The following is a 24068-nucleotide window of genomic DNA, read 5'->3' as shown; positions in this document are numbered from 1 at the left end:
CTCATGCGTCAATCTCGTCCTGCCCTGCGTCGGGTCGCCGCGGTCACCACCGCCGCGCTCGCCGTGGGCGTCACCCCCTTCGTCGCGGCCGCACCGGCCTCGGCGGCGACCCCGACGGAGCTGTTCGTCAGCGAGTACGTCGAGGGCTCGAGCAACAACAAGGCGCTCGAGATCTACAACGGCACCGGAGCGACCGTCGACCTCGGCGCAGCCGGCTACAACATCCAGGTCTTCGCCAACGGCCAGACCACCTCGAGCACGACGAACCTCACCGGCTCGGTCGCGTCCGGCGACGTCTTCGTCTACGCGAACAGCTCGGCGGGCGCGGCGATCAAGGCCGCCACCGACCAGGCGAGCGGGAACGCCAACTGGAACGGCAACGACGCCGTCGTGCTCCGCAAGGGCTCGACCGTCCTCGACGTCGTGGGCCAGGTGGGCAACGACCCCGGCGCCGCCGGCTGGGGCACGGACCCCACGAACACGAGCGACAACACGATCAGGCGCAAGCCGTCCGTCACGGCAGGTGACGCGAACGGAGCCGACGCCTTCGACCCCGCCGTCCAGTGGGACGGCTTCGCCATCGACACGTTCGACGGTCTGGGCAGCCACACGATCGACGGCGGCCCGGCGACGGACGTCGCCCCCAGCGTCACCTCGACCACGCCGGCCGACGGCGCCTCGAACGTCGCCGTCGACGCGAACCCGACCGTCACCTTCTCGGAGCCGGTCAACGCCGCAGCCGGGGCGTTCTCGCTCTCGTGCTCGATCTCCGGAGCCAAGACCCTCGCCGTCACCGAGGGTCCCACGACCTTCACGCTCGACCCGTCCGCTGACTTCGCCCTCGGCGACGCCTGCACCCTCACCGTGTCGGCTGCTGCCGTCACCGACCAGGACGCCATCGACCCGCCGGACCATCCCGCGAGCGACGTCACCGTGCGCTTCTCGGTCCCCGCGACCAACCCCTGCGAGGCCAGCGCCACCCCCGTGCCTGCCATCCAGGGCAGCGGCGACACCGCCGCCGTCACGGGCTCCGTCACGACACGCGGTGTCGTCGTCGGCGACTACGAGGGTCCGTCGCCGGCGTTGCGCGGCTTCTTCATCCAGGACCCGAAGGGCGACAACGACCCCGCGACCTCCGACGGCATCTTCGTCTTCGAGGGGAGCAACGCCGACAGCGTCGAGCTCGGTGACCTCGTCACGGTGACGGGCAACGCCGGCGAGAACCAGGGCCAGACCCAGGTCAGCGCCCGCACCATCACGGTCTGCGGCACCGGCACGGTCGCCCCGACCGAGGTGCGCTTTCCCGTCGCCAGCGGCACAGCCCTCGAACGCTACGAGGGCATGCTCGTGACGCTCCCGCAGGCCATGTCGGTGACCGAGCACTTCCAGCTCGGCCGCTTCGGCCAGGTCACGCTCTCGCAGGGCGGCCGGCTCGAGCAGCCCACGAACGTCGTCGCCCCGGGCGCCGATGCGGCAGCGCTCCAGACATCGAACAACCTGCGCAAGATCATCCTCGACGACACCACGCAGGCCCAGAACGTCGACCCGATCGTCTTCGGGCGGGGCGGTCAGCCGCTCACGGCGTCCAACACCCTGCGTGGCGGCGACACCGTCACCGGTCTGACGGGTGTCCTCAACTACACGTGGGGCGGCAACGCCTCCAGCGCCAACGCCTACCGCATCCGCCCGGTCTCACCTGCTGCCACGGTCGACTTCCAGCCGACCAACCCGCGGCCGGCGGGCCGCCCGCAGTCGGAGGTGACACGCGCGTCGTTGGGATGAACCTGCTCAACTTCTTCAACACGCTCGACACGACCGGCAACAACTGCCGGGGCGGGCTCACCGGCGCGGTCATGGACTGCCGCGGTGCCAACACCGCCGCAGAGTTCGACCGCCAGTGGCGCAAGACGGTCGCAGCGGTCTCGGGCACGCAGGCCGACGTCGTCGCGTTCATGGAGATGGAGAACGACGGCTACGGGGCCGACAGCGCAGAGCAGTTCCTCGTCGGCAAGCTCAACGAGAAGGACGGCGCGGGCACGTGGGCGTTCATCGACGCCGACGCCCGCACCGGCCACCCCGATGCGATGGGCAACGACGCGATCAAGGTCGGCATGCTCTACAAGCCGGGCGCCGTGACGCCGGTCGGCACGACCGCGGCCCTCAACACCCTCGACTTCGTCAACGGTGGGGACTCGGGCCCGCGCAACCGTCCCTCTCTCGCGCAGGCGTTCCGCGACAACTCGAGCGGTGGCACGTTCATCGCCGTGGCCAACCACCTCAAGAGCAAGGGCAGCGCCTGCGACGCCCCCGACGCCGGTGACGGCCAGGGCAACTGCAACGCGGTCCGGGTCCGGTCGGCGAAGCTCCTCGCGAGCTGGCTGGCGAGCGACCCCACGGGCACGGGTGACCCCGACGTCCTCATCCTCGGCGACATGAACTCCTACGCCAAGGAGGACCCGATCACGACGCTCGAGACGGCCGGCTTCGCCAACCTCATCGAGCAGCGCAACGGGCGCGAGGCATACTCCTACGCGTTCGACGGGCAGTGGGGCTACCTCGACCACGCGCTCGGCTCGGCGTCGATCAGCAGCCAGGTGACGGGGGTCGGCGACTGGCACGTCAACGCCGACGAGCCGTCGATCCTCGACTACAACACCGAGTTCAAGACGCCGGCGCAGGTCTCGAGCCTCTACGCGCCCGACCAGTTCCGCATCTCGGATCACGACCCGGTGGTCGTCGGGCTGAACCTGACGAACGCCGCCCCGGTCGTCGGCGAGGTCACCGGACCGTCGAGGGCCACCTCGGTGGGCTCGCCGGTCACGGTGAGCGCACCGTTCACCGATGCCGACCCGCTCGACACCCACACGGCGTCGATCTCGTGGGGTGACGGCAGGACCTCGGGCGGAACCGTGACCGGGAACACCGTCAGCGGCGACCACGTCTACACCGCTTCAGGCGTCTACACCGTCACCGTGACGGTCACCGACCAGTGGGGCAACACCGGCACCGGCACGACGACCGTGGTTGTCTTCGACCGTGCTGGCGGGTTCCTCACGGGCGGAGGCTGGTTCGTCTCTCCCGCGGGAGCGGTGGCCGGCGATCCGTCGGCGAACGGCAAGGCGCAGTTCTCCGTGTCGGCCAAGTACGCGGCAGGTGCGAGCCGCCCGGACGGTTCGCTGACCCTGTCGACGCCGGGCCTGACGCTCGCGTCCTCGGGGCTCGACTGGCTCGTCGTCACCGGTGACACCGCCCGCCTCGCGGGGCCCGCCACCGTCGGCGGTGCGCCCGGCTACCGGTTCGAGGCGACGGCCACCGACGCTGCGACCGACACGATGCGCGTCGTCGTGCGCGACGCGTCCGGCGCCGTCGTCTACGACAGCGGCACCCAGCGCGTCCAGGGCCAGGTCAAGCTCCACTGACGTGTCAGTGACCTGCAGCTGACCAGCACGACGGACCGGCGTCCGGTGGGGGAGGATCCCACCGGACGTCGGTCCGTGTCAGGTCCGAGAGTCGGTTCGTCGCGTCGCGTCCGCCCGCGTGGTCGCGGATCGGGTCCGTAGACTGCGCGGAATGCAGCAACCCCCGATTGCCCGGCGCGAGCCGACCACCCGCGAGCACCACGGCGACCGCTTCGACGACCACTACGCGTGGATGGCCGACCGCGACTCGGACGAGCTGCGTGAGCTCCTGGCCGCCGAGAACGCCTACGCCACCGAGCGCACCGAGCACCTGCGTCCGATGGCCGACCAGGTCTTCGAGGAGTTCCGCTCGCGCATCGAGGAGACCGACCTCTCGGTGCCTGTGCGGCACGACCGCTGGTGGTACTACTCGCGCACCATCGAGGGGGAGCAGTACGCCGTGGAGGCGCGGGTGCTGGTCGCTGATCATCCCGAGCGCCCGGCCCTCAGCGGAGGACGTCCGCCCGCGGGAGAGCAGGTGATCCTCGACCACAACGAGGAGGGGCGCGACCACGAGTTCTTCGCCGTCGGCGCGAGCGAGGTGTCACCGACCGGTGACCTGCTCGCGTATGCCGTCGACGTCGTCGGCGACGAACGCTACGACGTGCGCGTGCGCCGCATCGAGGACGGCGTCGTGCTCGATGACACCGTGCGCCAGACCGGGGGATCCCTCGCGTGGTCCGTCGATGCCCGACACCTCTTCTACACACGCGTCGACGACGCCTGGCGACCCCACCAGGTGTGGCGTCATGAGGTCGGCACTCCGGCCGAGGACGACGCGCTCGTCCACGAGGAGACCGACGAGCGCTTCTTCGTGGGGGTGGGCAGCTCGCGAGACGACCGCCTCATCCTCATCGCGATCGGGTCCAAGACCACGAGCGAGTTCCGCCTGCTCGATGCCGACGACCCGCTGGGCACGCCGCGTGTCGTGGCCGAGCGGCGGCAGGGCGTCGAGTACGACATCGAGCCGTTCGGGGACCAGATGCTCGTCACCCACAACGCCAACCGGGTCAACTTCGAGCTCGCGGTGGCGGCAGTGACGAGCACGACGGCCGACGACTGGGTGCCACTGGGTGTCACGAGCGAAGACGAGTACGTCACGGGGGCAGAGGGATTCGACGACTTCATCGCGGTGTCGCTGCGACGTGAGGGCGGCACCGGCGTGCGTGTCGTGCTGCGCGACCCGGCCGCACCGAACGGCTTGGGGCAGGCGCACGACATCGCCGTCGGGGAGCCGATCGGCACCCTGCACGTCGGCGTCAACCCCGAGGCGTCCACGTCGACGCTGCAGATCGTCCACGAGTCACTCGTCACTCCGCGGACCGTCGAGGACTACGACGTCCGCTCGCGCGCCTTCACCCTGCTCAAGCAGCAGCACGTGCGGGGCGACGTCGACCTGACGCAGTACCGCCAGCGCCGCGAGTGGGCCACGGCGGCCGACGGCACCCGGATCCCGATCTCCGTCGTGCACCGCCACGACGTGACGGCGGACGGCACCGCGCCCGGCCTGCTCAACGCGTACGGCGCCTACGGCATCTCGAGCGACCCCTGGTTCTCCGTGCTGCGGCTCTCGCTGCTCGACCGGGGGTGGGTCTTCGCCATCGCGCACGTCCGGGGCGGGTCCGAGATGGGACGCTCGTGGTACGACGACGGCAAGCTCGAGGCCAAGCCCAACACCTTCACCGACTTCATCGCCTGCGCCGACCACCTCGTCGAGACGGGCGTCGTCGCGCCGAACCGCCTTGCAGCAGAAGGTGGGTCGGCAGGGGGCCTGCTCATGGGGGCCGTGGTCAACCTCGCGCCGGAGCGCTTCCGCTTCGTCCACGCGCAGGTGCCCTTCGTCGATGCCCTGACGACGGTGCTCGACCCGAGCCTGCCGCTCACGGTCGTCGAGTGGGAGGAGTGGGGCAACCCGCTCGAGGACCCGGCGGCCTACGCCCTCATGAAGTCCTACGCGCCCTACGAGAACGTGCGTCCGACCCGGCACCCGAGCCTGCTCGTCACGGCCGGGCTCGACGACACGCGGGTCTACGTCACCGAGCCGGCCAAGTGGGTCGCGGCGCTGCGGCATGCCGACCTCGAGGTGGACGGGGCGGCCCAGATCCTCTTCCGCACCGAGATGGCCGCCGGACACGGAGGCCGGTCGGGTCGCTACGACCTGTGGCGCCAATGGGCCTGGGAGACGGCCGTGCTCATCGACCAGACGTCGTGAGCCGGCCGTCCCGTCAAGCCTGCAGCCGGATCAGGGGCCGTAGATCGCGCTGACCCACTCCGGGTGGTCGATGAAGGGGTTCCGGTTGTGCTGCCACGTGTCGAAGATGACCTGGTTGCGGCGCTTCTCGAAGGCGTCCGGGGGGTCCTGGAGGTTCCACTGCTTGAGCACCGACATCTTGCCGATGGCGGGCGCGGTGCCGTTGCCGACGTGGTCGTCTGGCTCGAGGTCGGCGAACCCGTCGCCGCCGTCCCAGCGCACCGCCATGTAGAAGATCATCCGGGCGACGTCGCCCTTGACGGCATCCCGAGGTTCGAACGAGTCGCCGTCGCTGAGGCAGCCGGCGCACTGGGCCACCGCCGAGCCGCCGTTGTCGAAGTCGAGGTTGCCGCGGGTGCTGTTGACGGTGACGTCCTCGGGACGCAGGTGGTGCACGTCCGTCCCGGGCCCGTTGACGGTGCCGAAGTCGCCGTGGCTCTTGGCCCAGACGTGCTCGCGGTTCCACTGGTCGACGCCGCCGCCGTTGTCGGACTTGGCGATCGAGCGGCCCGAGTAGACCTCGATGACGTCGTTGCTGTTGCCCGGGTCCTGGTCGGTGTCCTTGAGGGCGGTCCAGACCTGGTCGTAGGTGAGGGTCGTGACACCGCTGGAGATGATCCGGTGCAGCTCCGTGTGCAGCGCCGGTCCCGTCTTGCCGATGGCGGAGGCGTAGTAGGTCGAGTCGTACGGACCGGTGGTGCCGGTCGGGGCGGGCGTCGTGCTCGTCGGCGGCGGGGTGCTCGTCGACGTCCCGCTGCTGAAGGCGAAGGCGCTCGTCGACGTCATGCCGGGGTGGGAGAAGTACGCCGACAGGGCTCCGGTGACGTCCAGCTGGCGGCCCATGAGCGAGGGATTGCTCTTCAGGCCCCACGCGGATCGGAACGTCGAGGGGATCTGGACGTAGAGCATCCTGCTCGTCGACGTCTCTGCAGCCGAGTCGGCGATGGCGAGGGCGTAGTCGCTGGGGAAGCCGGAGCGCACCACGGTGCTCGTGGCGGTGGGCTGGCCGACGACGTAGCCGCGGACGGTGGTGCTCTGCCCCGTCTGGGAGGCGACCGCCTGCGAGACGGTGAGGGGTGCGGCGGCGAGCGCGGGCGCCGGTGCGGCGGCCGCGCGAGGCAGCGGCAGTGATCCGGCCGGGGACCCGGCTGCGCTGGTGAGCGCGAGGCTCGGCGGGACGAGGGCGACGGCCAGTCCGGTGAGGACGGCGGCGATGCGGCGCCGGGGGACGACGACGGGCACGGGTGCTCCTGTGGGGGCGGGGGAGTCGGGTGTGGTCACGCACCCACCGCCCGCGGCGGGCGGCGGCTCCACGAGCGTGGCGGACCGGCCGTCGACGCCGGGTCAGTCGTTGGTCTCACCTTTGTCTGCGGGGCGCCAAGATTCGGCAGGCGGTCACCGGGGGAGTCGCCAGACGAGTCGCGGGCGAGCCGTCGCGGCCTCCGCACGCTGAGACCGTGGTCCGGGCCGCACACGGCGCCTTCTAGACTGGTGACCCATGATGTCCTCCCTCGACCTGCGCGGCCGCACGCTCGACGTGCGCTTCCTGCGCCGGGCCCTTCCCCGAGCCGAGTTCGACGTCACGGCCGCCCTCGAGCAGGTGCGGCCGATCTGCGAGGACGTCGAGCATCGCGGTGCCGCCGCGCTGCGTGATCTCGGAGAGCGCTTCGACGGCGTGCGACCGACCCATCTGCGGGTGCCGCGCGCGCTGCTGCAGTCCGCCCTCGACCAGCTCGACCCCGACCTCCGCGCCGCGCTCGAGGAGTCCATCCGTCGTGCCCGCATCGTGCACGCCGACCAGGGCCGCACCGACACGACGACGCAGGTCGTCCCCGGCGGCACCGTGACCGAGCGGTGGGTGCCCGTCGACCGCGTCGGCCTCTACGTGCCCGGCGGCCTGGCCGTCTACCCGAGCAGCGTCATCATGAACGTCGTCCCCGCCCAGCTCGCCGAGGTCGGCTCGCTCGCCGTGGCGTCGCCGCCGCAGCGCGAGAACGTCGGTGAGTTCGCGGGCTACCCCAACCCGACCATCCTTGCGGCGTGCGCCCTGCTCGGCGTCGACGAGGTGTATGCCGTGGGCGGGGCCCAGGCGGTGGCCATGTTCGCGCACGGCTTCGTCGACGACGACCCCCAGTGGGGCGAGGTCGACGGGGAGACGGTCGTGTGCGACCCCGTGTCGCTCGTCACCGGGCCCGGCAACATCTGGGTCGTCGCCGCCAAGCGCCTCCTCAAGGGGCTCATCGGCATCGACGCCGAGGCCGGACCCACCGAGATCGCCATCCTCGCCGACGACTCCGCCGACCCTGACCACGTCGCGGCCGACCTCGTCAGCCAGGCCGAGCACGACCCGCTCGCCGCATCGGTGCTCGTCACCGACAGCGAGGAGCTCGCCGAGGCCACCCGACGGTCGCTCGCGCGACGCGTCCCGGCCACGAAGCACTCCGAACGCGTCACCGAGGCCCTCGAGGGCACGCAGTCGCGCATCGTCCTCGTCGACGACGTCGACGCGGGCCTCGACGTCGTCAACGCGTATGCCGCCGAGCACCTCGAGATCCAGACCCGCGACGCGTCCGACGTCGCCGCCCGCGTGCGCAACGCGGGTGCCGTCTTCGTCGGTCCGCACAGCCCGGTCAGCCTCGGCGACTATGCCGCCGGCTCCAACCACGTGCTGCCCACCGCAGGGTGCGCGTGCCACAGCAGCGGCCTGTCGGTGCAGTCCTTCCTCCGCGGCATCCACGTCGTCGACTACGACGAGCCCGCGCTGCGCGGTGTCGCCCGCCACGTCGTGACGCTCGCGCAGGCAGAGGACCTCCCGGCGCACGGCGAGGCCGTGACGGCGCGCTTCGGCGACGAGGTCCCCCGGTGACCGGGGGAGTCTCGGCCGCGTCAGAGGTCCAGCGCCTGCTGCGTCCCGACCTGCGCGGCCGCACGCCGTACGGCGCGCCGCAGCTCGACGTGCCGGTGCGCCTCAACACCAACGAGAACTCCTACCCGGTGCCGCCGGTCGTCGTCGACGCCGTCGTCGCGGCGCTCGCCGACGACGTGGCCTCGCTCAACCGCTACCCCGACCGCGAGTTCACCGACCTGCGCAAGGCGTTGACGGCATACATCGAGAAGCAGTCCGGGGTCACGGTCACGCCCGAGCAGGTGTGGGCGGGCAACGGCTCCAACGAGGTGCTCTCGCACGTCGTCCAGGCCTTCGGTGGGCACGGTCGTGTCGCCCTCGGGTTCACCCCGAGCTACTCGATGCACCCGATCATCACCGAGACGAACGGCACGACGTGGGTCGATGGACTCCGTTCCGCCGCGACCGAACCTGACGCGTTCGACCTGACGCCCGAGTCGGCCGCTGAGCAGGCACGCGAGCACCACCCGTCGATCGTCTTCCTCTGCTCCCCGAACAACCCGACCGGCACCGCGTTGCCGTTCGAGGTCATCGGTGCGGTCCTCGACGCGGCGCCGAACGCGATCGTCGTCGTCGACGAGGCCTACGCCGAGTTCGCCCGGCCCGGAACTCGATCCGCGCTGACGCTCCTGGCCGAGCACCCACGTCTCGTGGTGACGCGGACCATGAGCAAGGCCTTCGCCTTCGCCGGAGGGCGGCTCGGCTACCTCGTCGCGGCACCCGAGCTCGTCGACGCGCTGCGCCTCGTCCGGCTGCCCTACCACCTGAGCAGCCCGACCCAGACGATCGCCCGCATCGCCCTCGAGCACGCCGACGTCATGCTGGGCACCGTCGAGGTCATCAAGCACCAGCGCGACCGCATCGTCGAGCGGCTCACCGAGCTCGGCGCACGCCCCGTCGCCAGCGACAGCAACTTCGTCCTCTTCGGTGGCCTCCGCGACGAGAAGGCCACCTGGCAGGCCCTGCTCGACGAGGGCGTACTGGTCCGCGACATGGGTATCGCCCACCACCTGCGGGTCACGGCGGGCGACCCCGACGAGACGACCGCGTTCCTTACGGCCATGGCCCGTCTCGCCCCCACGCACGTGCTCGCCCCCCGCGCCGACCAGCAGGAGTCCCCCGCATGAGCCGCACCGCGAAGATCACCCGCGCCACGTCCGAGTCGTCCGTCGAGCTCTGGCTCGACCTGGACGGCACCGGCACGTCCGACATCTCGACCGGCGTCCCGTTCTACGACCACATGCTCCACTCGTTGAGCAAGCACTCGCTCATCGACCTCACGGTCAAGGCGACCGGCGACGTCGACGTCGACGTGCACCACACGGTCGAGGACACCGCGATCGTGCTCGGGCAGGCGCTCCGTGAAGCCCTGGGCGACAAGTCAGGCATCTCCCGCTTCGGTGACGCCACGGTGCCCCTCGACGAGGCCCTGTGCCACGCCGTCGTCGACGTGGCCGGACGGCCCTACGTCGTGCACGAGGGGGAGCCTGAAGGGCAGCAGTACGCCCTCATCGGCGGTCACTTCACCGGTTCGATGACCCGCCACGTGCTCGAGTCCTTCGCCTACAACGCCGGGCTGTGCCTCCACGTCCGCGTGCTCGCCGGCCGGGACCCGCACCACATCGTCGAGGCCCAGTTCAAGGCGGTGGCGCGGGCGCTGCGGTCCGCCGTCGCTCCCGACCCCCGGGTCGTCGGGATCCCGAGCGCCAAGGGAGCGCTCTGACGATGGTGGGCCCTCGATGAGTGCCGACGTCGTCGTCCTCGACTACGGCAGCGGCAACGTCCGCTCGGCCGTGCGCGCACTGGAGCGCGTCGGCGCGACGGTGACCCTGACCTCCGACCCACACCGTGCCCTCGAGTGCGACGGGCTCTTCGTCCCCGGCGTCGGCAACTTCCACGCCTGCATGGCTGGTCTGGCGGCAGCGCACGGACCTCGCATCATCGGCCGGCGCATCAGCGGCGGCCGGGCGGTGCTCGGCGTCTGCGTCGGCATGCAGGTGCTCTTCGACGGCTCGACCGAGCCGTCCGAGCACCCGCTCGAGGGGCTCGCCGAGTGGCCGGGGACGGTGGAGCGTCTCCCGGCCGACGTCGTGCCGCACATGGGCTGGTCGGAGGTCGAGGCCGCCGACGGGTCACGCCTGTTCGCCGGCGTCGAGCACGAGCGCTTCTACTTCGTCCACTCGTATGCCGTGCAGCAGTGGACCCTCGAGGCGACCGGCGCCTTCGCGCGGGTCGCCCCGCGGGTCACGTGGGCGCGTCACGGTGCGAAGTTCGTCGCCGCGGTCGAGAATGGCCCCCTGAGCGCGACCCAGTTCCACCCCGAGAAGTCCGGCGACGCCGGGCTGCAGCTGCTCGAGAACTGGGTCCGCGGCCTGTGACCGTGCCGCCCCCTGCCCGCCTGGGCTGAAGGGGTGTCGGCCTCGACGAGGAGGGGACCCGTGGCGACGAGGAAGCCGGCTGCCAGCTCCAGCACGAAGCGGCGGAGCCGCACCACGAGCCGCACCACGAGCCGCACCACGAGCCGCACCTCGTCCGGCGCCCTCTACCCGCGGCGGCGGCGCAGCCGGCCCGGACTCCCGACGACGGTGGGCACGGCGCTCGGCGCACTCGTCGTGACGACCCTGCTCGACCTGTCCTGGCCGTTGCGCATCGCGCTCCTCGCCGTCGTCCTCGTCGTGGGGCTGGCCTACGTCCTGTGGCGCCACCGTGGCGAGATCGCAGCCGCCGAGGCCCCCACCGCTGCTGAAGGCACCCCGGCAGGCCCCGTCGCGAACTGAGCACTCGACCGGGCGGGGAGTCGAGTGCGCCTCCCGGCCCACGGCGTGGGCCACCGGGCCGTGGTCCCCGGGCCCACGGCATACTCGAGTGGCCAGGTCCCGACCCCGAGGAGCGCACGACTCATGACCGACCAGCCTCGCCTCGAGCTGCTGCCCGCCGTCGACATCGCGGGCGGTCGCGCCGTGCAGCTGGTCCAGGGCGTCGCCGGGAGCGGCGGGGAGTTCGGTGACCCGTGGGAGGCGGCGCTGCGCTGGCAGGAGCAGGGTGCCGAGTGGATCCACCTCGTCGACCTGGACGCAGCCTTCGGGCGCGGCAGCAACCGCGACCTCATCGCCTCGATCGTCGGCCGTCTGGACCTGCAGGTCGAGCTCTCGGGCGGGATCCGTGACACCGAGTCGCTCGACGCGGCGCTCGCGACCGGCTGCCGCCGGGTCAACATCGGCACCGCCGCCCTCGAGGACCCCGACTGGACGGCCTCGATCATCGCCGACCACGGCGACCGCGTCGCCATCGGTCTCGACGTCCGCGGCACCACGCTCGCGGCGCGCGGCTGGACCCGCGAGGGTGGCGACCTGTGGGAGACCCTCGAGCGTCTCGACGCCGAGGGCTGCGCTCGGTACGTCGTCACCGACGTCAACAAGGACGGCATGCTCCAGGGGGCCAACGTCGACCTGCTCCGTGACGTGTGCGCGCGCACCGACCGCCCGGTCGTCGCGAGCGGCGGCGTCTCCACGCTCGAGGACATCGCCACGATCCGCGGGCTCGTCGGCGTCGGTGTCGAGGGGGCCATCGTCGGCTCGGCGCTCTACCGCGGCGCGTTCACCCTGCCCGAGGCCCTCGACGTCGCCGGGCGGCCAGGATCGTGACCGCACCCGCCTCCGGTCACGCTGGACAGTCAGGCCACCACGACGGGCAGGGCCGTCCCGCGGACTCCGCCGGTCAGGCGTGGCAGGGCAAGTCGATCCCCTCGCACGGCTTCTCGGGCGACACCGGAGCGGCTGACGACGCACTCCTCGCCGCTCTCGCGGCGGCGCACGAGAGCCCGGGCGACGACGCAGAGGTCGCCGTGATGGAGCACACGGCCCAGGCGCGCTGGCTCGTCCCCGTCGTCGCGGTCGCCGCGGAGGTCGACGAGTCCGGACCGCACACCGTCGACACCCGCAGCGACATGGCCGCCGTGACCCTGACGTCCCCGGATGGCTCCCGGGCCCTGCCGATGTTCACCTCCCTGGCGAGCCTTGCCGCGTGGGACCCGACGGCCAGGCCGGTTCCAGTCCGTGCGGCAGCCGCGGCGCAGGCGGCGATCAGCGAGGAGTGCCAGGTGCTGGTCGTCGACGTCGCGTCGAACCACGCGACGGTGCTGCGTCCGAGCATGCTGTGGGCACTCGCCCAGGAGCGCGCGTGGGAGCCGAGCCACCGTGACCCCCACGTCGCAGCTGCCGTACGCGCCGCCGTCGAGTCCGAGCCCCTGGTGTCGGCGCATCGCGTCGAGGCCGGCGAACCCGTCGGCGCCGGGGTCCTGCGCGTCGTGCTGGCGCTCGAGCCCGGCCTCGACGCCGACCAGGTCGGGGCCATCGCCACTCGGATCGGGGAGCGCATCGCGACCGACGGCGAGACCCGTGCGAGGATCGATGCTCTGACCTTCGCGCTCGAAGCGGCGCGCTGAGCACATCACGAGCGGAGGTGCCGGACGTGGACACCACACCCCAGGCGACCCGGGAGCACGATCCCGAGGCGCCCGCTGCAGCAGGTGCCGTCGCTGGCACGCCTGCCCGGCACGGACGGAGGACCGGTTCGGGCGCGCCCAGTGGCCCCCTCGGCTTCATCGTCGACCCGGCCCTCGACGCGCAGCGCCGCCGGGACCTGCGGCAGATGCGTCTCGTGGCGACCGGGCTGCTCGTGTTCGCCGCCATCGTCTACGTCCTGACGCGCGGGCACGACGACGGCGTCCTCGGTTTCGTCAACGCGGGCGCCGAGGCCTCGATGGTCGGTGCCTGTGCCGACTGGTTCGCCGTCACGGCCATCTTCCGGCACCCGCTCGGTCTGCCGATCCCGCACACGGCCCTCATCCCACGCAAGAAGGAGATGATCGGGCGCAGCCTGGAGGAGTTCGTCAGCGAGAACTTCATGCGCGAGGACATCATCCGCGAGCGGGTGCTCGACGCCGAGCCCACGCGACGGGCCGCCGAGTGGGCCCTCGCGCCGGGCCACGCGAAGCGACTCGTCGACGAGGTGGCCACGGTCACCGTCCACGCACTGCACCGCATCCCGGACGAGGACGTCCGCGCGATCATCGAGCAGGCCGTGCTGCCACGTCTCGCCCAGGAGCCGATCAGCTCGCTGGCTGGAGGGCTGCTCGACCAGGTGGTCCGCGACGAGGCGCACGTCGGCCTCGTCGACCTCGCGCTCGACGAGGTCCGCGGCTGGCTCGTCGACAACGAGGACCTCTTCGAGTCGCTCATCACGCAGCGGGCGCCGGCGTGGGTGCCCGCCGCGATCAACGACCTCGTGGCGCGCAAGATCCATGTCGAGGCGCTGAAGTGGCTGGCCGACATCCGCAACGACCCGCGGCACGACGTGCGCCTCGCGCTCGACAAGCTGCTCATCGACCTGGCCGACGACCTGCAGCACGACCCCGTCACCCAGGCCAAGGCCGAGCGGCTCAAGGAGCGCGTGCTCGCGCACCCGCAGGTGGCCGACACGGCGATGTCGCTGTGGGCGTCGTTCCGGGCCGTCGTCATCGCCGCACTCGAGGACGAGGGTGGGCCGGTCCGGGCCCGAGCCGTCCGCGAGGTGACGGCACTCGCCGAACGACTGCTCGCCGACGCCGCGCTCCGTGCGCGCATCGACACCCGCATCTGCGACGCGACGATCTATGCCATCGACCGCTACGGCACCGAGCTGACGCGCATCATCAGTGACACCGTCGACCGCTGGGACGGCAAGGAGACCGCCGAGCGGGTGGAGCTCCAGGTCGGCCGCGACCTGCAGTTCATCCGCATCAACGGCACCCTGGTCGGCGGCCTCATCGGCATGCTCATCCACGCCGTCTCGATCCTGCTCCCGAGCTGAGCCCCGGCTCGCGGCGTACGCGTCGCCCGTCAGCCGTGGGCGTCGAGCCGCTCGGTCACCTGCCGCAGCGTCCGGTGCAGGTCGAGCAGCTCCTGGCGTGTCAGGCCGCTGCGCACCGCGATCTGGTGCGGCAGGTCGCCGAGGCCGGCGAGGCGCTCCCGGCCTGCGGCCGTGGCCGAGACGAGGACGCGGCGCTCGTCCTCGGAGTCGCGGGCCCGCCCCACGAGGCCGGCCGACTCCATCCGCTTGAGCAGCGGCGAGAGCGTGCCGGAGTCGAGCCGCATCAGCTCGCCGAGTCGGCTCACGGTCAGCGGGCCGTGCTCGACGACACCCATGAGCGCGATGTACTGCGGGTAGGAGAGCCCGTGCTCCGCCAGCAGCTCGCGGTAGACGCCGTCGAAAGCGCGCACGGTCGTGTGCATCGCGTAGCAGATCTGCTGCTCGAGGCTGAGGGGGCTCGGGGCTGCGGCGGCGGGATTGGACGGGCTCATGACCCAAGCGTACTATCAAATTGCGCACAACTTAATTGTCAGCAATTTGAGGAGCCTGATGAGCACCACCACCCAGACCGCCCAGTACGTCGCCTCGGCCACCGCCTCCGGGCGTGAGGGTCGCGCCGTCACCTCCGACGGCCGGCTCGACGTCACGCTCGCCGCCCCGCGCGAGCTCGGTGGCAGCGGCGAGGGCACGAACCCCGAGCAGCTCTTCGCCGCCGGGTATGCGGCGTGCTTCGCGAGCGCCCTCGGCCTGGTCGCCCGCAAGCGCCGGGTCGAGGACTTCGACGTCGCGGTGACCGCCGACGTCAGCCTCTCCGGGTCCTCGAGCACCGGGTTCGGTCTCGGCGTCGTCCTGCACGTCGAGCTGCCCGAGGGCATCGACCCGCAGCTCGGCCGCGAGCTCGTCGACACCGCGCACCAGGTGTGCCCCTACTCCAACGCGACGCGCGGCAACATCCCGGTCGAGATCGTCGTCGACTGACCCACGCGCTCTCGCGTCCACCCACGATTCCGAAACCCCCTGACACGCAAGGAGACCCGATGACCAACCCCCGTGAGGTCCAGCTCAAGAGCCGCCCCGTCGGCTGGCCCACCCCCGACGACTTCGAGCTCGTGGAGAGCGCCCACGTCGACCTCGCCGACGGCCAGGTCCGCGTCCGAAACGAGGTCATGTCGGTCGACCCCTACATGCGCGGCCGGATGAGCGACGCCAAGTCGTACGCCGAGCCGTATGCGCTCGGCGAGGCCATGAACGGCGGCGCCGTGGGCGTCGTCACCGAGTCGAACGCCGAGGGGGTCGCCGTGGGCGACCACGTGCTGCACGGTCTCGGCTGGCGCGAGGAGGCCGTCGTCGACGGTACAGGCGTCCGCGTGGTCGACACGTCGGTGGCCCCGGCGTCCGCCTACCTCGGCGTGCTCGGCATGACCGGCCTCACGGCATACGCCGGCCTGACCCGCGTCGCGGGACTCAAGGAGGGCGACGTCGTCTTCGTGTCCGGCGCCGCCGGCGCCGTCGGCAGCGTCGTCGGTCAGGTCGCCAAGGCCTTGGGCGCGAGCCGCGTCATCGGCAGCGCCGGATCGCAGGAGAAGGTCGACCACCTCCTGAACGACCTCGGCTTCGACGCGGCCTTCAACTACAAGGACGGGCGCGTCTCCGACCTGCTCCGCGAAACCGCTCCTGACGGCATCGACGTCTACTTCGACAACGTCGGCGGCGACCACCTCGAGGCCGCGATCGGTTCGCTCCGCCTCGGCGGGCGCATCGCGATCTGCGGCGCGATCTCGGTCTACAACAACACCGAGCCGGCGCCCGGGCCGCGCAACCTCGCGCGCCTCATCCAGACCCGCGGCACCATCACGGGCTTCCTCGTCGGGGACCACTGGGACCTCGCGGGCGAGTACGCCCAGCGCGCGGCCGGCTGGATCGCCGACGGCACCCTGACCTCGCGCGAGACGTTCAGCGACGGGATCGACCACGCCGTCGACGCCTTCCTCGGGGTCCTGCGCGGCGAGAACGTCGGCAAGATGCTCGTCCGCCTCTGACGGCTCGAAAGAGCACTCCGTCCGCTTCCTCCTGATCGAAAGAGCGATCCGTCCGCGCACCTTGCGGACGGATCGCTCTTTCCAGTGAGTGCGGACGGATCGCTCTGTCGATCGCGTCAGGTGCCCAGCAGGTCCTTGGCCTTGTCGGCGGGGAGCAGGTCGTGCCGCAGCGGTTCGCGCACGAAGGACCCGGTGCCGTGCGACACCGACCGCAGGTCGATGGGGTAGCGCGACAGCTCCGCCGACGGCACCTCGGCGTGCACGACGGTCCACGCTCCGTCCGGGCCCATCCCGTCCGCCGGCTCCGTGCCGAGCACCTGGCCGCGCCGACCGCGCAGGTCCGACATGACGGCACCGAGGTACTCGTCGGCGATGGTGATGTCGACGCGGTCGATGGGCTCGAGCAGCGCCATCGTCGAGGCGTTGGCGGCCTCCTTGAGCGCGAGGGCTGCAGCGGTCTGGAAGGCGACGTCGGAGGAGTCGACCGAGTGCGCCTTGCCGTCGGTGAGTGTGACGCGGACGTCGACGACCGGGTGGCCCGTGAGCAGGCCCTTCTCGAGCTGGAGCCGGGTTCCCTTCTCCACCGACGGGATGAACTGGCGCGGCACGGCGCCCCCGACGACCTTGTCGACGAACTCGAAGCCGCCCCCGCGCGGCAGGGGTTCGATCTCGATCGAGCACACGGCATACTGCCCGTGACCGCCCGACTGCTTGACGTGGCGGCCCTGCACCGAGCAGCGCCGGACGAACGTCTCCCGGAGCGCGGTGCGATAGGGCTCGGCCACCACGGTCACGCCGTAGCGGTCCGCCAGGCGGCCGATGAGGTCGTCGACGTGGGCCTGGCCCATGGTCCACAGCACGACCTGGTCGGTCTCGCTCGAGTGCTCCATCCGCATCGTCACGTCCTCGGCGACGAGGCGCTGGAGCGCGGCCCCGAGCTTGTCGTCGTCGGACTTCGTCGCAGCCCGGATCGCGACGGGCAGCTGGGGCTCCGGCAGCAGCCACGGTGCGACGACCGCGGGCCGCTCCGGCGAGGAGAGGGTGTCCGACGTCTCGGCCCGGGTCAGCTTCGACACGAGGGCGATGTCACCGGCGATGGCGGTGCCACGAGGCCGGTGCGTGTCGACGAACGGCGATGCGAGCGGTCCGACGCGTTCGTCGTCGTCGTGCGCCGGGTGGCCGGCGACCTCGTGCCCGACGAAGTCGCCGAGGTGTCCCGACACGTGCACGGGCTCGTCGACGCGCAGGGTGCCGGAGAACACGCGCACGAGTGACAGGCGACCGACGTAGGGGTCCGTCGTCGTGCGCACGACCTCGGCGACGAGCGGCTGCGACGGGTCGCACGTGACGCCGTTGACGGAACCGCCCACGGGCGAGGTGACCGCGGGGAGCGGGTGGATGGTTGGGTCGGGGAAGGCCCGCTCGACGATCCCGAGCAGCTCCTCGACACCCGTGCCGGTCAGCGGCGAGACGGGGACGATGGGGAAGAACGTGCCGTGCGCGATGGCCGTGCGCAGGTCGGCGAGCAACGACTCGGTGTCGATGCTCTCGCCCTCGAGGTAGCGGTCGAGCAGGGTCGCGTCCTCGGACTCCTCGATGACGGACTCGATGAGCGCCGCCCGGGCGTCCTCGTGCTCCCCGGCGGTCTCGCCCGTCAGCAGGCCGACGACTCCCGTGACCGAGCCGCCCTCGACGACGGGCCAGTGCGTGGCCCGGGCGTCACCGAACGTGCGACGACACGTCTCGACGGTCGTGGCGAAGTCGGCGCGGGGCTGGTCCAGATGGGTCACGACGACGGCGCGGGGCATGCCGACGGCTGCGCACTCACGCCAGAGCAGCGACACGGGCCGGTCGATGTCGTCGGCGCCCGAGACGACGAAGATCGCGGCGTCGGCGGCGCGCAGCCCGGCTCTGAGGTCACCGACGAAGTCGGGGTAGCCGGGGGTGTCGAGGAGGTTGAGGGTGACCGGTCCGGACGGGAACGAGGCGGCGGTGAGGGTCGTCGTGCGGACGTGGTCGCCGCTGCCGGTGCGCTGTCCGGGCACGCGGGCCGCGATGAGTGCCTCGAAGAGTGCGGTCTTGCCGGCCCCGCCGGGTCCGACCAGCACGACGTTGCGGATGTCCTGCGGCGAGGCGGGGTTGGGGGCCGCAGGAAGGTCTGATCTGCCGGGCGTCTTTGCCATGCCCCCCACAATTCTCCTGTCGCACGGCCGTCACAAGACCTCTGGCGTATGCCACCGCCACCGTCAGCGTGCGCCTGTGGGGTGTGCATCGGGCCGTGCATCGGACGACCGTCCGGCCCGCGAATGCGGATGCGGACCGTCGGTGGCGGGTGACAGGCTGGAGACATGGATCTGGGGGCCTACCGGCCGGTGCTGGCCAACCGCGACACTCGCCAGGCGCTGCTGCTCGGGTTCCTCATCCGCGTTCCCATGTGGGCGGGTGCGGTGATCCTCACGCTGCACGTCGTGGCGTCGCTCGGGCGCAGCTACGGCGAGGCCGGCCTCGTCACGGCTGCGTCCACCGTGGCGGTCGCCGTCTCCGGCCCGTGGCGCGGCCGGCTGCTCGACCGCATCGGCCTGCGTCGCACCGTCGGGCCCTCGCTCGTCGTCCAGGTCGTGTGCTGGTCGATCGCCCCGTGGGTGGGTTACGCCCCGCTCATCGGCTTCGCGGCGCTCGCCGGGCTCTTCGTCGTCCCGACCTTCTCGATCCTGCGGCAGGTCATCATCCGCTCGGTGCCGAGCGACCAGCGCCGCACGGCGCTCTCGCTCGACTCGTCGGCGACCGAGCTGTCCTTCATGGCGGGTCCGGCCATCGGCGTGTGGCTGGCCACCTCGTGGGACACCGGCTGGGCCCTGCTCGTGTGCGAGCTGACCTCCGTCGCGGCGGGGTTCGTGCTGTGGCTGGTCAACCCGCCGCTCACCTCCGAGTCCGCCGAGAGCGAGCCCGCTCGCGACACGACCGGGGAGCAGGTTGCCGGTGACGAGCCGGGCGAGGCGGCGCGGGCCGAGGCCATCGCCGCGAGCACCAACGGTGTCGGTGCCGACGACGTCGCCCCGGGCCGCGCGATCCGCGGCTTCATCACGTTCCCGGTCGCGGCGGTCTATCTTGCCGCCGCCTGCTCCACGCTCGTCCTCAGCGGAACCGACGTCTCGATCGTGGCGGCCCTGCGCTCCTTCGAGGCGACCGGCTCGATCGGGTGGGTCCTCGCCCTCTGGGGCGCGGGTTCGCTCGTCGGTGGCCTGCTCTACGGCGCGTGGCACCGGTCCTTCTCGGTCTTCTGGCTGCTGGGCGGCCTAGCCGCCACCACTGCCCCCGTCGCCCTCGCCGTCGGGGTGCCGAGCTTCGCCGTGCTCATCACGGTGTCGGGGTTCCTCTGCGCCCCGACGATCACGGCCACCGTCGAGCAGCTGAGCCGCCAGGTGCCCGAACGGTTCCGCGGGGAGATGCTGGGCTGGCACGGATCGGCGATGACCGCCGGCTCGGCGGTGGGGGCTCCGATCGCGGGTTTCGCCATCGACCACGGCGGCTGGCAGTCGGGGTTCGTCGTCGTGTCCGCGCTCGGCGTCGTCATCGCGGGGGCGGGCCTCGTCGGCTCGCGCGTGGGCCGGCGCCGGGTCGGCCGGACCGCCGCCACCGATTCGGAGCACGGGGTCACGGCTGCTAACATGGAGCACTGACCAGCCGTCACCAGGCTCCCGCTCCGGCGAAGGCCCGGTGGCGACGTGCAAGAGAAGCTCGCTTCCACCCGCGTCAACCTCACGGTTGCCGGGTCAAGGTCTGCTCGACCGGATGCCGTTCGCGGCACACGTGTCGAGCCGTGTGACGCGACGGCGACCGTCCGGCATACGTGACCCTTGGGCTCCTCGTGCACACACGGGGAGCCCTTTTCTCGTTGTGGTCGCAGCAGGACGGACAACACCCCGTCTGGTCACCCATTTCTCGAAACTTAGGAGCACCACATCAGCGAGCCTCGCATCAACGAGCGCATCCGGGTCCCGGAAGTGCGCTTGGTTGGCCCCAACGGCGAGCAGGTCGGCATCGTCCGCGTCGAGGACGCGCTGCGTCTGGCCGAGGAGGCGAACCTCGACCTCGTCGAGGTGGCCCCCATGGCCAAGCCGCCGGTCGCCAAGCTCATGGACTTCGGCAAGTTCAAGTACGAAGCCGCCATGAAGGCACGGGAAGCGCGCAAGAACCAGGTCAACACCGTCATCAAGGAGATCAAGCTCCGTCCGAAGATCGACCCGCACGACTACGGCACCAAGAAGGGCCACGTCGAGCGGTTCCTCAAGGCCGGTGACAAGGTCAAGGTGACGATCATGTTCCGTGGCCGCGAGCAGAGCCGTCCCGAGCTGGGTCGTCGTCTGCTCGAGCGCCTCGCCGAGGACATCGCCGAGCTCGGCTTCGTCGAGTCGGCCCCGAAGCAGGACGGCCGCAACATGATCATGGTGATCGGCCCGACCAAGAAGAAGGCCGAGGCCAAGGCCGAGCAGCGTCGCTCCCGCGAGCAGCACGACCAGCACGAGCAGCACGAGCAGCACGAGCGGCGCGAGCAGCGCGAGCAGCACGCGGCCGACCAGACGGCCCCGGCCGACGAGCAGCCCGAGGCGCACGCCCAGGCCCCGCAGACCGACGAGGCCACCGCCGCCGCCGAGTGATCGGCCGGCAGTGACCCGCCGGAGGCGCGAGCCCCCGGCACGACAGACCACGTGCGTCCACTGACGCGCGCAACACGAAGGAGATCGGCCCCCATGCCGAAGATGAAGACGCACAGCGGTGCGAAGAAGCGTTTCCGCCTCACGGGCACCGGCAAGGTCATGCGCGAGCAGGCCGGCGGTCGCCACCTGCTCGAGCACAAGTCGAGCAAGAAGATGCGTTCCATCGCGAACGACGTCGAGCTCGCCAAGCCGGACGCCAAGAAGGCCAAGAAGCTCCTCGGCAAGTGAGCCGGGACCCCCACCCATCAGCACTTCGCTGAGCAGCCGGGACCCCGGTAGGCCAGCAGCAGCAAGCACTGCGTCAAGCAGAGAAGGAGTATTCACGTGGCACGCGTGAAGCGGGCGGTCAACGCCCAGAAGAAGCGTCGCGTCGTTCTCGAGCGCGCCAGCGGTTACCGCGGTCAGCGTTCGCGTCTGTACCGCAAGGCCAAGGAGCAGGTCACCCACTCGCTGGGTTACGCCTACCGTGACCGCCGCGCCAAGAAGGGCGACTTCCGTCGCCTCTGGATCCAGCGCATCAACGCTGCGGCCCGCGCCAACGGCATGACCTACAACCGGTTCATGCAGGGCCTCAAGGCTGCCGGGGTCGAGGTCGACCGCAAGATCCTCGCGGACCTCGCCGTCAACGACGCGCCGGCCTTCGCCACGCTCGTCGAGCTCTCCCGCGCCAACGTCCCTGCCCAGGCAGCGGCGAAGGTCGCCGGCGACGCCGCCTGAGCGTCGCCCGAACGCACATCACACCCCTCGAGCGCCGGGACGCCCCGTGCTGACCAACCCCCGATCCGATCGGGTCAAGGCAGTGCGGTCGCTGTCCCGGCGCTCGGTGCGTGCTCGCACCGGTGAGTTCCTCGCGGAGGGGCCCCAGGCCGTCCGCGAGGCGGTCGCCTTCCGGCCCGACCTCGTCCGCGACATCTACGTCACCACCGAGGCGGCAGGGCGTCACGCGACCATCGTCACGGCCGCCCGCGAGGCCGACCTCTGGGTGCACGAGGTGACGTCCGACGTCCTGGCCGCCATGAGCGACACCGAGTCGCCGCAGGGCATCGCGGCCGTATGCCGGGTGCTGGACCGTCCCCTGCACGACGTCCTCGCGGACCTGCCGACCGATGCGCTCGTGTGCGTCCTGACGAACGTCCGCGACCCGGGCAACGCCGGCACGGTCATCCGCGGCGCCGACGCGGCTGGCGCCGACGCGGTCATCGTCAGCGATGCGAGCGTCGACGTCTACAACAGCAAGGTCGTCCGCTCGACGGTCGGATCGCTGTGGCACGTGCCCCTTGTCGTCGGCACCAGCGTGCCGGAGATCCTCCAGGCACTGCGCGAGCGCGGGGTGCGGCTGCTCGCGGCCGACGGCGCCGGCACCACGCTCCTGCCTGACGCCGACCTCACCGGGGCTCACGCCTGGGTGATGGGCAACGAGGCATGGGGCCTGCCGCTGGAGGTGCGTGACCTCTGCGACGACGTCGTCCGGGTCCCCATCCACGGTCACGCCGAGTCGCTCAACCTCGCCATGGCGGCGACGATCTGTCTCTACGCCTCGGCAGAGGCCCGCCGCACGAGCCGCTGACAGCGCTCTCCCGGCGCTCATGACTATTCTTCGGCCATGACCTCCGTGGACGGGACCGGTGCACCGCGGCCCGTTTCGGCATCGGTGGCCGAGCCCTTCGCCCTGACGGGCGAGCTGCTGCCCGACGGACTCGTCATCGTCGGGCGTGACCGGCGGATCCACTTCGCCAACGCGGAGGCCCTGCGCATCCTCGACTGCGACGAGTCGGACCTCGTGGGCCGGGCCCTGTCCGAGGGCCTTCCGCTCACCGACAAGTACGGCCGCGACTGGTGGGCGCACACGGACCCGTGGAACGGTCTGGCCAGCCGCCCCGGTCACCGCGAGAAGCTCCTGGTGGCGCCGAAGGGGCAGGACGTCCTGGTCACCGCCCGCTACGTCCGGGCCGACGGTGACCACACCGTCGAACGGGTCATCCTCGGGCTGCGCGACGCCGAGGCCCGGCAGCGTGCCGAGCGCGACCAGGCGACGGTGCTGTCGACGGTGGCGCACGAGCTGCGGGCCCCCCTGACGTCGGTCACGGGTTTCACGAGCAGCCTGCTCCGGCGCTGGGACCGCTTCAGCGACGAACAGAAGCGCCTCATGATCGAGACCATCGAGGCCGACGCGACGCGCCTGACGCGCCTGATCACCGAGCTGCTCGACATCTCGCGCCTCGACTCGGACAGCCTCAACCTCCGGCTGGGTCCCGTCGACCTGCATGCCCTGCTGACGACGCACGTCGTCCGCTACGAGCTGGGTCGCTCGACAGGCACGGTCGACCTGCGGCTGGGGGAGGCGGCCCGCGAGCGGGGACTGCCGCAGATGTGGGCCGACACCGACCGGCTCGAGCAGATCTTCTTCAACCTCATCGAGAACGGTCTGCTGCACGGCGCCGGCAAGGTCACGGTGACGCTCGACCGCGGTGGCGCCCTCGGTGACGCGCCCGAGTCGGTGGTTGTGGAGATCGACGACGAGGGTGACGGCATACCCCCCTCCGACCGCGAGAAGATCTTCGGCCGCTTCTGGCACGGTCCCTCGAACGCGAGCACGGGTCTGGGCCTCTACGTCGTCCGGGGGCTCGTCGAGGCCCACGGGGGCACGGTGCTCGTCACCGACCGCGACGGGGGCGGCGCGCGCTTCGTCGTGACCCTGCCCGCCGGCCTGCCGGATGTCGTCGGCAGCTGACCCATCCACGGGACGGTCGGCGGCCCGTTTCGCTGCCGCCCCTAGACTGGGCAACCGCACGACAGCCACCCCGACAGCCACCCCGACAGCCACCGAGAAACCGAGCGAGAGCAGCG

General features: G+C 71.5%; 22 protein-coding genes. 19 read left to right on the top strand and 3 right to left on the bottom strand.

Annotated elements, in window-relative coordinates; all coding sequences use genetic code 11:
- Positions 1-3 precede the first annotated feature (3 nt).
- The 3 genes from AC1DIW_RS19635 to AC1DIW_RS19625 all read left to right on the top strand — a co-directional run bounded on the left by AC1DIW_RS19635 (position 4) and on the right by AC1DIW_RS19625 (position 5670).
- Entirely contained in the window at positions 4-1782 is a 1779-nt protein-coding gene (locus tag AC1DIW_RS19635) for an Ig-like domain-containing protein (protein ID WP_478110298.1), read from the top strand.
- Entirely contained in the window at positions 1779-3419 is a 1641-nt protein-coding gene (locus AC1DIW_RS19630; protein WP_478110296.1) for an ExeM/NucH family extracellular endonuclease, read from the top strand. Before AC1DIW_RS19635 ends, AC1DIW_RS19630 begins: the two co-directional genes overlap by 4 nt.
- A gap of 151 nt (positions 3420-3570) precedes the next feature.
- Positions 3571-5670 carry a S9 family peptidase gene (locus tag AC1DIW_RS19625; RefSeq protein ID WP_442279850.1) on the top strand — a complete coding sequence of 700 codons (2100 nt, stop codon included), beginning with the start codon at positions 3571-3573 and terminating at the stop codon, positions 5668-5670.
- A gap of 30 nt (positions 5671-5700) precedes the next feature.
- Here AC1DIW_RS19625 and AC1DIW_RS19620 read toward each other — a convergent pair whose 3' ends face one another.
- The gene (locus AC1DIW_RS19620; RefSeq protein ID WP_478110294.1) at positions 5701-6951 is read right to left on the bottom strand and encodes an endonuclease; all 1251 of its coding nucleotides are present in this window, start codon (positions 6949-6951) and stop codon (positions 5701-5703) included.
- 256 nt (positions 6952-7207) lie between these two features.
- Here AC1DIW_RS19620 and hisD point away from each other — a divergent pair, with 256 nt between their 5' ends.
- The 8 genes from hisD (at position 7208) to AC1DIW_RS19580 (ending at position 14464) form a co-directional block, all read left to right on the top strand.
- Complete coding sequence (gene hisD / locus AC1DIW_RS19615; RefSeq protein ID WP_478110292.1) at positions 7208-8575, top strand: histidinol dehydrogenase; 1368 nt, start codon at positions 7208-7210, stop codon at positions 8573-8575.
- Positions 8572-9741, top strand: coding sequence for a histidinol-phosphate transaminase (locus AC1DIW_RS19610; protein ID WP_442279847.1), 1170 nt, complete (start codon positions 8572-8574; stop codon positions 9739-9741). The genes hisD and AC1DIW_RS19610 overlap by 4 nt, the downstream gene beginning before the upstream one ends.
- Positions 9738-10337, top strand: a complete 600-nt coding sequence (gene hisB, locus AC1DIW_RS19605) for an imidazoleglycerol-phosphate dehydratase HisB (protein WP_442279846.1) — start codon at positions 9738-9740, stop codon at positions 10335-10337. Before AC1DIW_RS19610 ends, hisB begins: the two co-directional genes overlap by 4 nt.
- Positions 10338-10353: 16 nt before the next feature.
- Positions 10354-10992: an imidazole glycerol phosphate synthase subunit HisH gene (hisH, locus tag AC1DIW_RS19600; RefSeq protein ID WP_442279845.1), complete on the top strand. Its 639-nt coding sequence runs from the start codon at positions 10354-10356 to the stop codon at positions 10990-10992.
- Between the two features lie 60 nt (positions 10993-11052).
- The gene (locus tag AC1DIW_RS19595; RefSeq protein WP_478110289.1) at positions 11053-11391 is read left to right on the top strand and encodes a hypothetical protein; all 339 of its coding nucleotides are present in this window, start codon (positions 11053-11055) and stop codon (positions 11389-11391) included.
- A gap of 123 nt (positions 11392-11514) precedes the next feature.
- Entirely contained in the window at positions 11515-12258 is a 744-nt protein-coding gene (gene priA / locus AC1DIW_RS19590) for a bifunctional 1-(5-phosphoribosyl)-5-((5-phosphoribosylamino)methylideneamino)imidazole-4-carboxamide isomerase/phosphoribosylanthranilate isomerase PriA (RefSeq protein ID WP_442279843.1), read from the top strand.
- A complete protein-coding gene (locus AC1DIW_RS19585) occupies positions 12255-13058 on the top strand; it encodes an SseB family protein (RefSeq protein ID WP_478110287.1) in 804 nt (267 codons plus the stop codon). The genes priA and AC1DIW_RS19585 overlap by 4 nt, the downstream gene beginning before the upstream one ends.
- A 26-nt stretch (positions 13059-13084) precedes the next feature.
- Positions 13085-14464 (top strand): DUF445 domain-containing protein, encoded by a 1380-nt coding sequence (locus tag AC1DIW_RS19580; protein WP_478110286.1) that lies wholly within the window; start codon positions 13085-13087, stop codon positions 14462-14464.
- A gap of 29 nt (positions 14465-14493) precedes the next feature.
- On the opposite strand, the gene AC1DIW_RS19575 is transcribed toward AC1DIW_RS19580, so the two are convergent.
- On the bottom strand, positions 14494-14955 hold the full coding sequence (locus AC1DIW_RS19575; RefSeq protein WP_442279840.1) for a MarR family winged helix-turn-helix transcriptional regulator: 462 nt from the start codon (positions 14953-14955) through the stop codon (positions 14494-14496).
- A 58-nt stretch (positions 14956-15013) separates the two neighbouring features.
- Here AC1DIW_RS19575 and AC1DIW_RS19570 point away from each other — a divergent pair, with 58 nt between their 5' ends.
- Positions 15014-15442, top strand: coding sequence for an organic hydroperoxide resistance protein (locus AC1DIW_RS19570; protein ID WP_442279839.1), 429 nt, complete (start codon positions 15014-15016; stop codon positions 15440-15442).
- A gap of 59 nt (positions 15443-15501) precedes the next feature.
- Positions 15502-16503, top strand: a complete 1002-nt coding sequence (locus tag AC1DIW_RS19565) for an NADP-dependent oxidoreductase (RefSeq protein WP_478110284.1) — start codon at positions 15502-15504, stop codon at positions 16501-16503.
- A 116-nt stretch (positions 16504-16619) separates the two neighbouring features.
- Here the strand turns inward: AC1DIW_RS19565 and AC1DIW_RS19560 are convergent, their stop codons facing one another.
- Positions 16620-18686, bottom strand: coding sequence for an elongation factor G-like protein EF-G2 (locus AC1DIW_RS19560; protein ID WP_442279837.1), 2067 nt, complete (start codon positions 18684-18686; stop codon positions 16620-16622).
- A gap of 165 nt (positions 18687-18851) precedes the next feature.
- On the opposite strand from AC1DIW_RS19560, the gene AC1DIW_RS19555 reads away from it, so the two are divergent.
- The 6 genes from AC1DIW_RS19555 to AC1DIW_RS19530 all read left to right on the top strand — a co-directional run bounded on the left by AC1DIW_RS19555 (position 18852) and on the right by AC1DIW_RS19530 (position 23952).
- Positions 18852-20183, top strand: a complete 1332-nt coding sequence (locus tag AC1DIW_RS19555) for an MFS transporter (RefSeq protein ID WP_478110283.1) — start codon at positions 18852-18854, stop codon at positions 20181-20183.
- 330 nt (positions 20184-20513) lie between these two features.
- Positions 20514-21161 (top strand): translation initiation factor IF-3, encoded by a 648-nt coding sequence (infC, locus tag AC1DIW_RS19550; protein WP_478110281.1) that lies wholly within the window; start codon positions 20514-20516, stop codon positions 21159-21161.
- 93 nt (positions 21162-21254) lie between these two features.
- Positions 21255-21449: a 50S ribosomal protein L35 gene (gene rpmI, locus AC1DIW_RS19545; protein ID WP_020144695.1), complete on the top strand. Its 195-nt coding sequence runs from the start codon at positions 21255-21257 to the stop codon at positions 21447-21449.
- Between the two features lie 96 nt (positions 21450-21545).
- Positions 21546-21938, top strand: coding sequence for a 50S ribosomal protein L20 (gene rplT, locus AC1DIW_RS19540; RefSeq protein ID WP_345508599.1), 393 nt, complete (start codon positions 21546-21548; stop codon positions 21936-21938).
- Between the two features lie 46 nt (positions 21939-21984).
- Positions 21985-22788, top strand: a complete 804-nt coding sequence (locus AC1DIW_RS19535) for a TrmH family RNA methyltransferase (RefSeq protein WP_478110279.1) — start codon at positions 21985-21987, stop codon at positions 22786-22788.
- A 36-nt stretch (positions 22789-22824) separates the two neighbouring features.
- Positions 22825-23952 carry a sensor histidine kinase gene (locus tag AC1DIW_RS19530; protein ID WP_478110277.1) on the top strand — a complete coding sequence of 376 codons (1128 nt, stop codon included), beginning with the start codon at positions 22825-22827 and terminating at the stop codon, positions 23950-23952.
- Positions 23953-24068: the final 116 nt, after the last annotated feature.

The organism is Terrabacter sp. 01T434 (assembly GCF_056398545.1).
Note: the sequence above shows the minus strand (reverse complement) of the source record. Positions and strands in the feature narration are given on the sequence as shown.

Coding starts and splice junctions, on each gene's coding strand:
- AC1DIW_RS19630 (WP_478110296.1), top strand. CDS start 1,779: ATGAACCTGCTCAACTTCTTCAACACGCTCGACACGACCGGCAACAAC.
- AC1DIW_RS19635 (WP_478110298.1), top strand. CDS start 4: ATGCGTCAATCTCGTCCTGCCCTGCGTCGGGTCGCCGCGGTCACCACC.
- hisB (WP_442279846.1), top strand. CDS start 9,738: ATGAGCCGCACCGCGAAGATCACCCGCGCCACGTCCGAGTCGTCCGTC.
- AC1DIW_RS19560 (WP_442279837.1), bottom strand. CDS start 18,686: ATGGCAAAGACGCCCGGCAGATCAGACCTTCCTGCGGCCCCCAACCCC.
- AC1DIW_RS19625 (WP_442279850.1), top strand. CDS start 3,571: ATGCAGCAACCCCCGATTGCCCGGCGCGAGCCGACCACCCGCGAGCAC.
- AC1DIW_RS19565 (WP_478110284.1), top strand. CDS start 15,502: ATGACCAACCCCCGTGAGGTCCAGCTCAAGAGCCGCCCCGTCGGCTGG.
- AC1DIW_RS19570 (WP_442279839.1), top strand. CDS start 15,014: ATGAGCACCACCACCCAGACCGCCCAGTACGTCGCCTCGGCCACCGCC.
- hisD (WP_478110292.1), top strand. CDS start 7,208: ATGATGTCCTCCCTCGACCTGCGCGGCCGCACGCTCGACGTGCGCTTC.
- AC1DIW_RS19575 (WP_442279840.1), bottom strand. CDS start 14,955: ATGAGCCCGTCCAATCCCGCCGCCGCAGCCCCGAGCCCCCTCAGCCTC.
- AC1DIW_RS19530 (WP_478110277.1), top strand. CDS start 22,825: ATGACCTCCGTGGACGGGACCGGTGCACCGCGGCCCGTTTCGGCATCG.
- AC1DIW_RS19555 (WP_478110283.1), top strand. CDS start 18,852: ATGGATCTGGGGGCCTACCGGCCGGTGCTGGCCAACCGCGACACTCGC.
- priA (WP_442279843.1), top strand. CDS start 11,515: ATGACCGACCAGCCTCGCCTCGAGCTGCTGCCCGCCGTCGACATCGCG.
- hisH (WP_442279845.1), top strand. CDS start 10,354: ATGAGTGCCGACGTCGTCGTCCTCGACTACGGCAGCGGCAACGTCCGC.
- rpmI (WP_020144695.1), top strand. CDS start 21,255: ATGCCGAAGATGAAGACGCACAGCGGTGCGAAGAAGCGTTTCCGCCTC.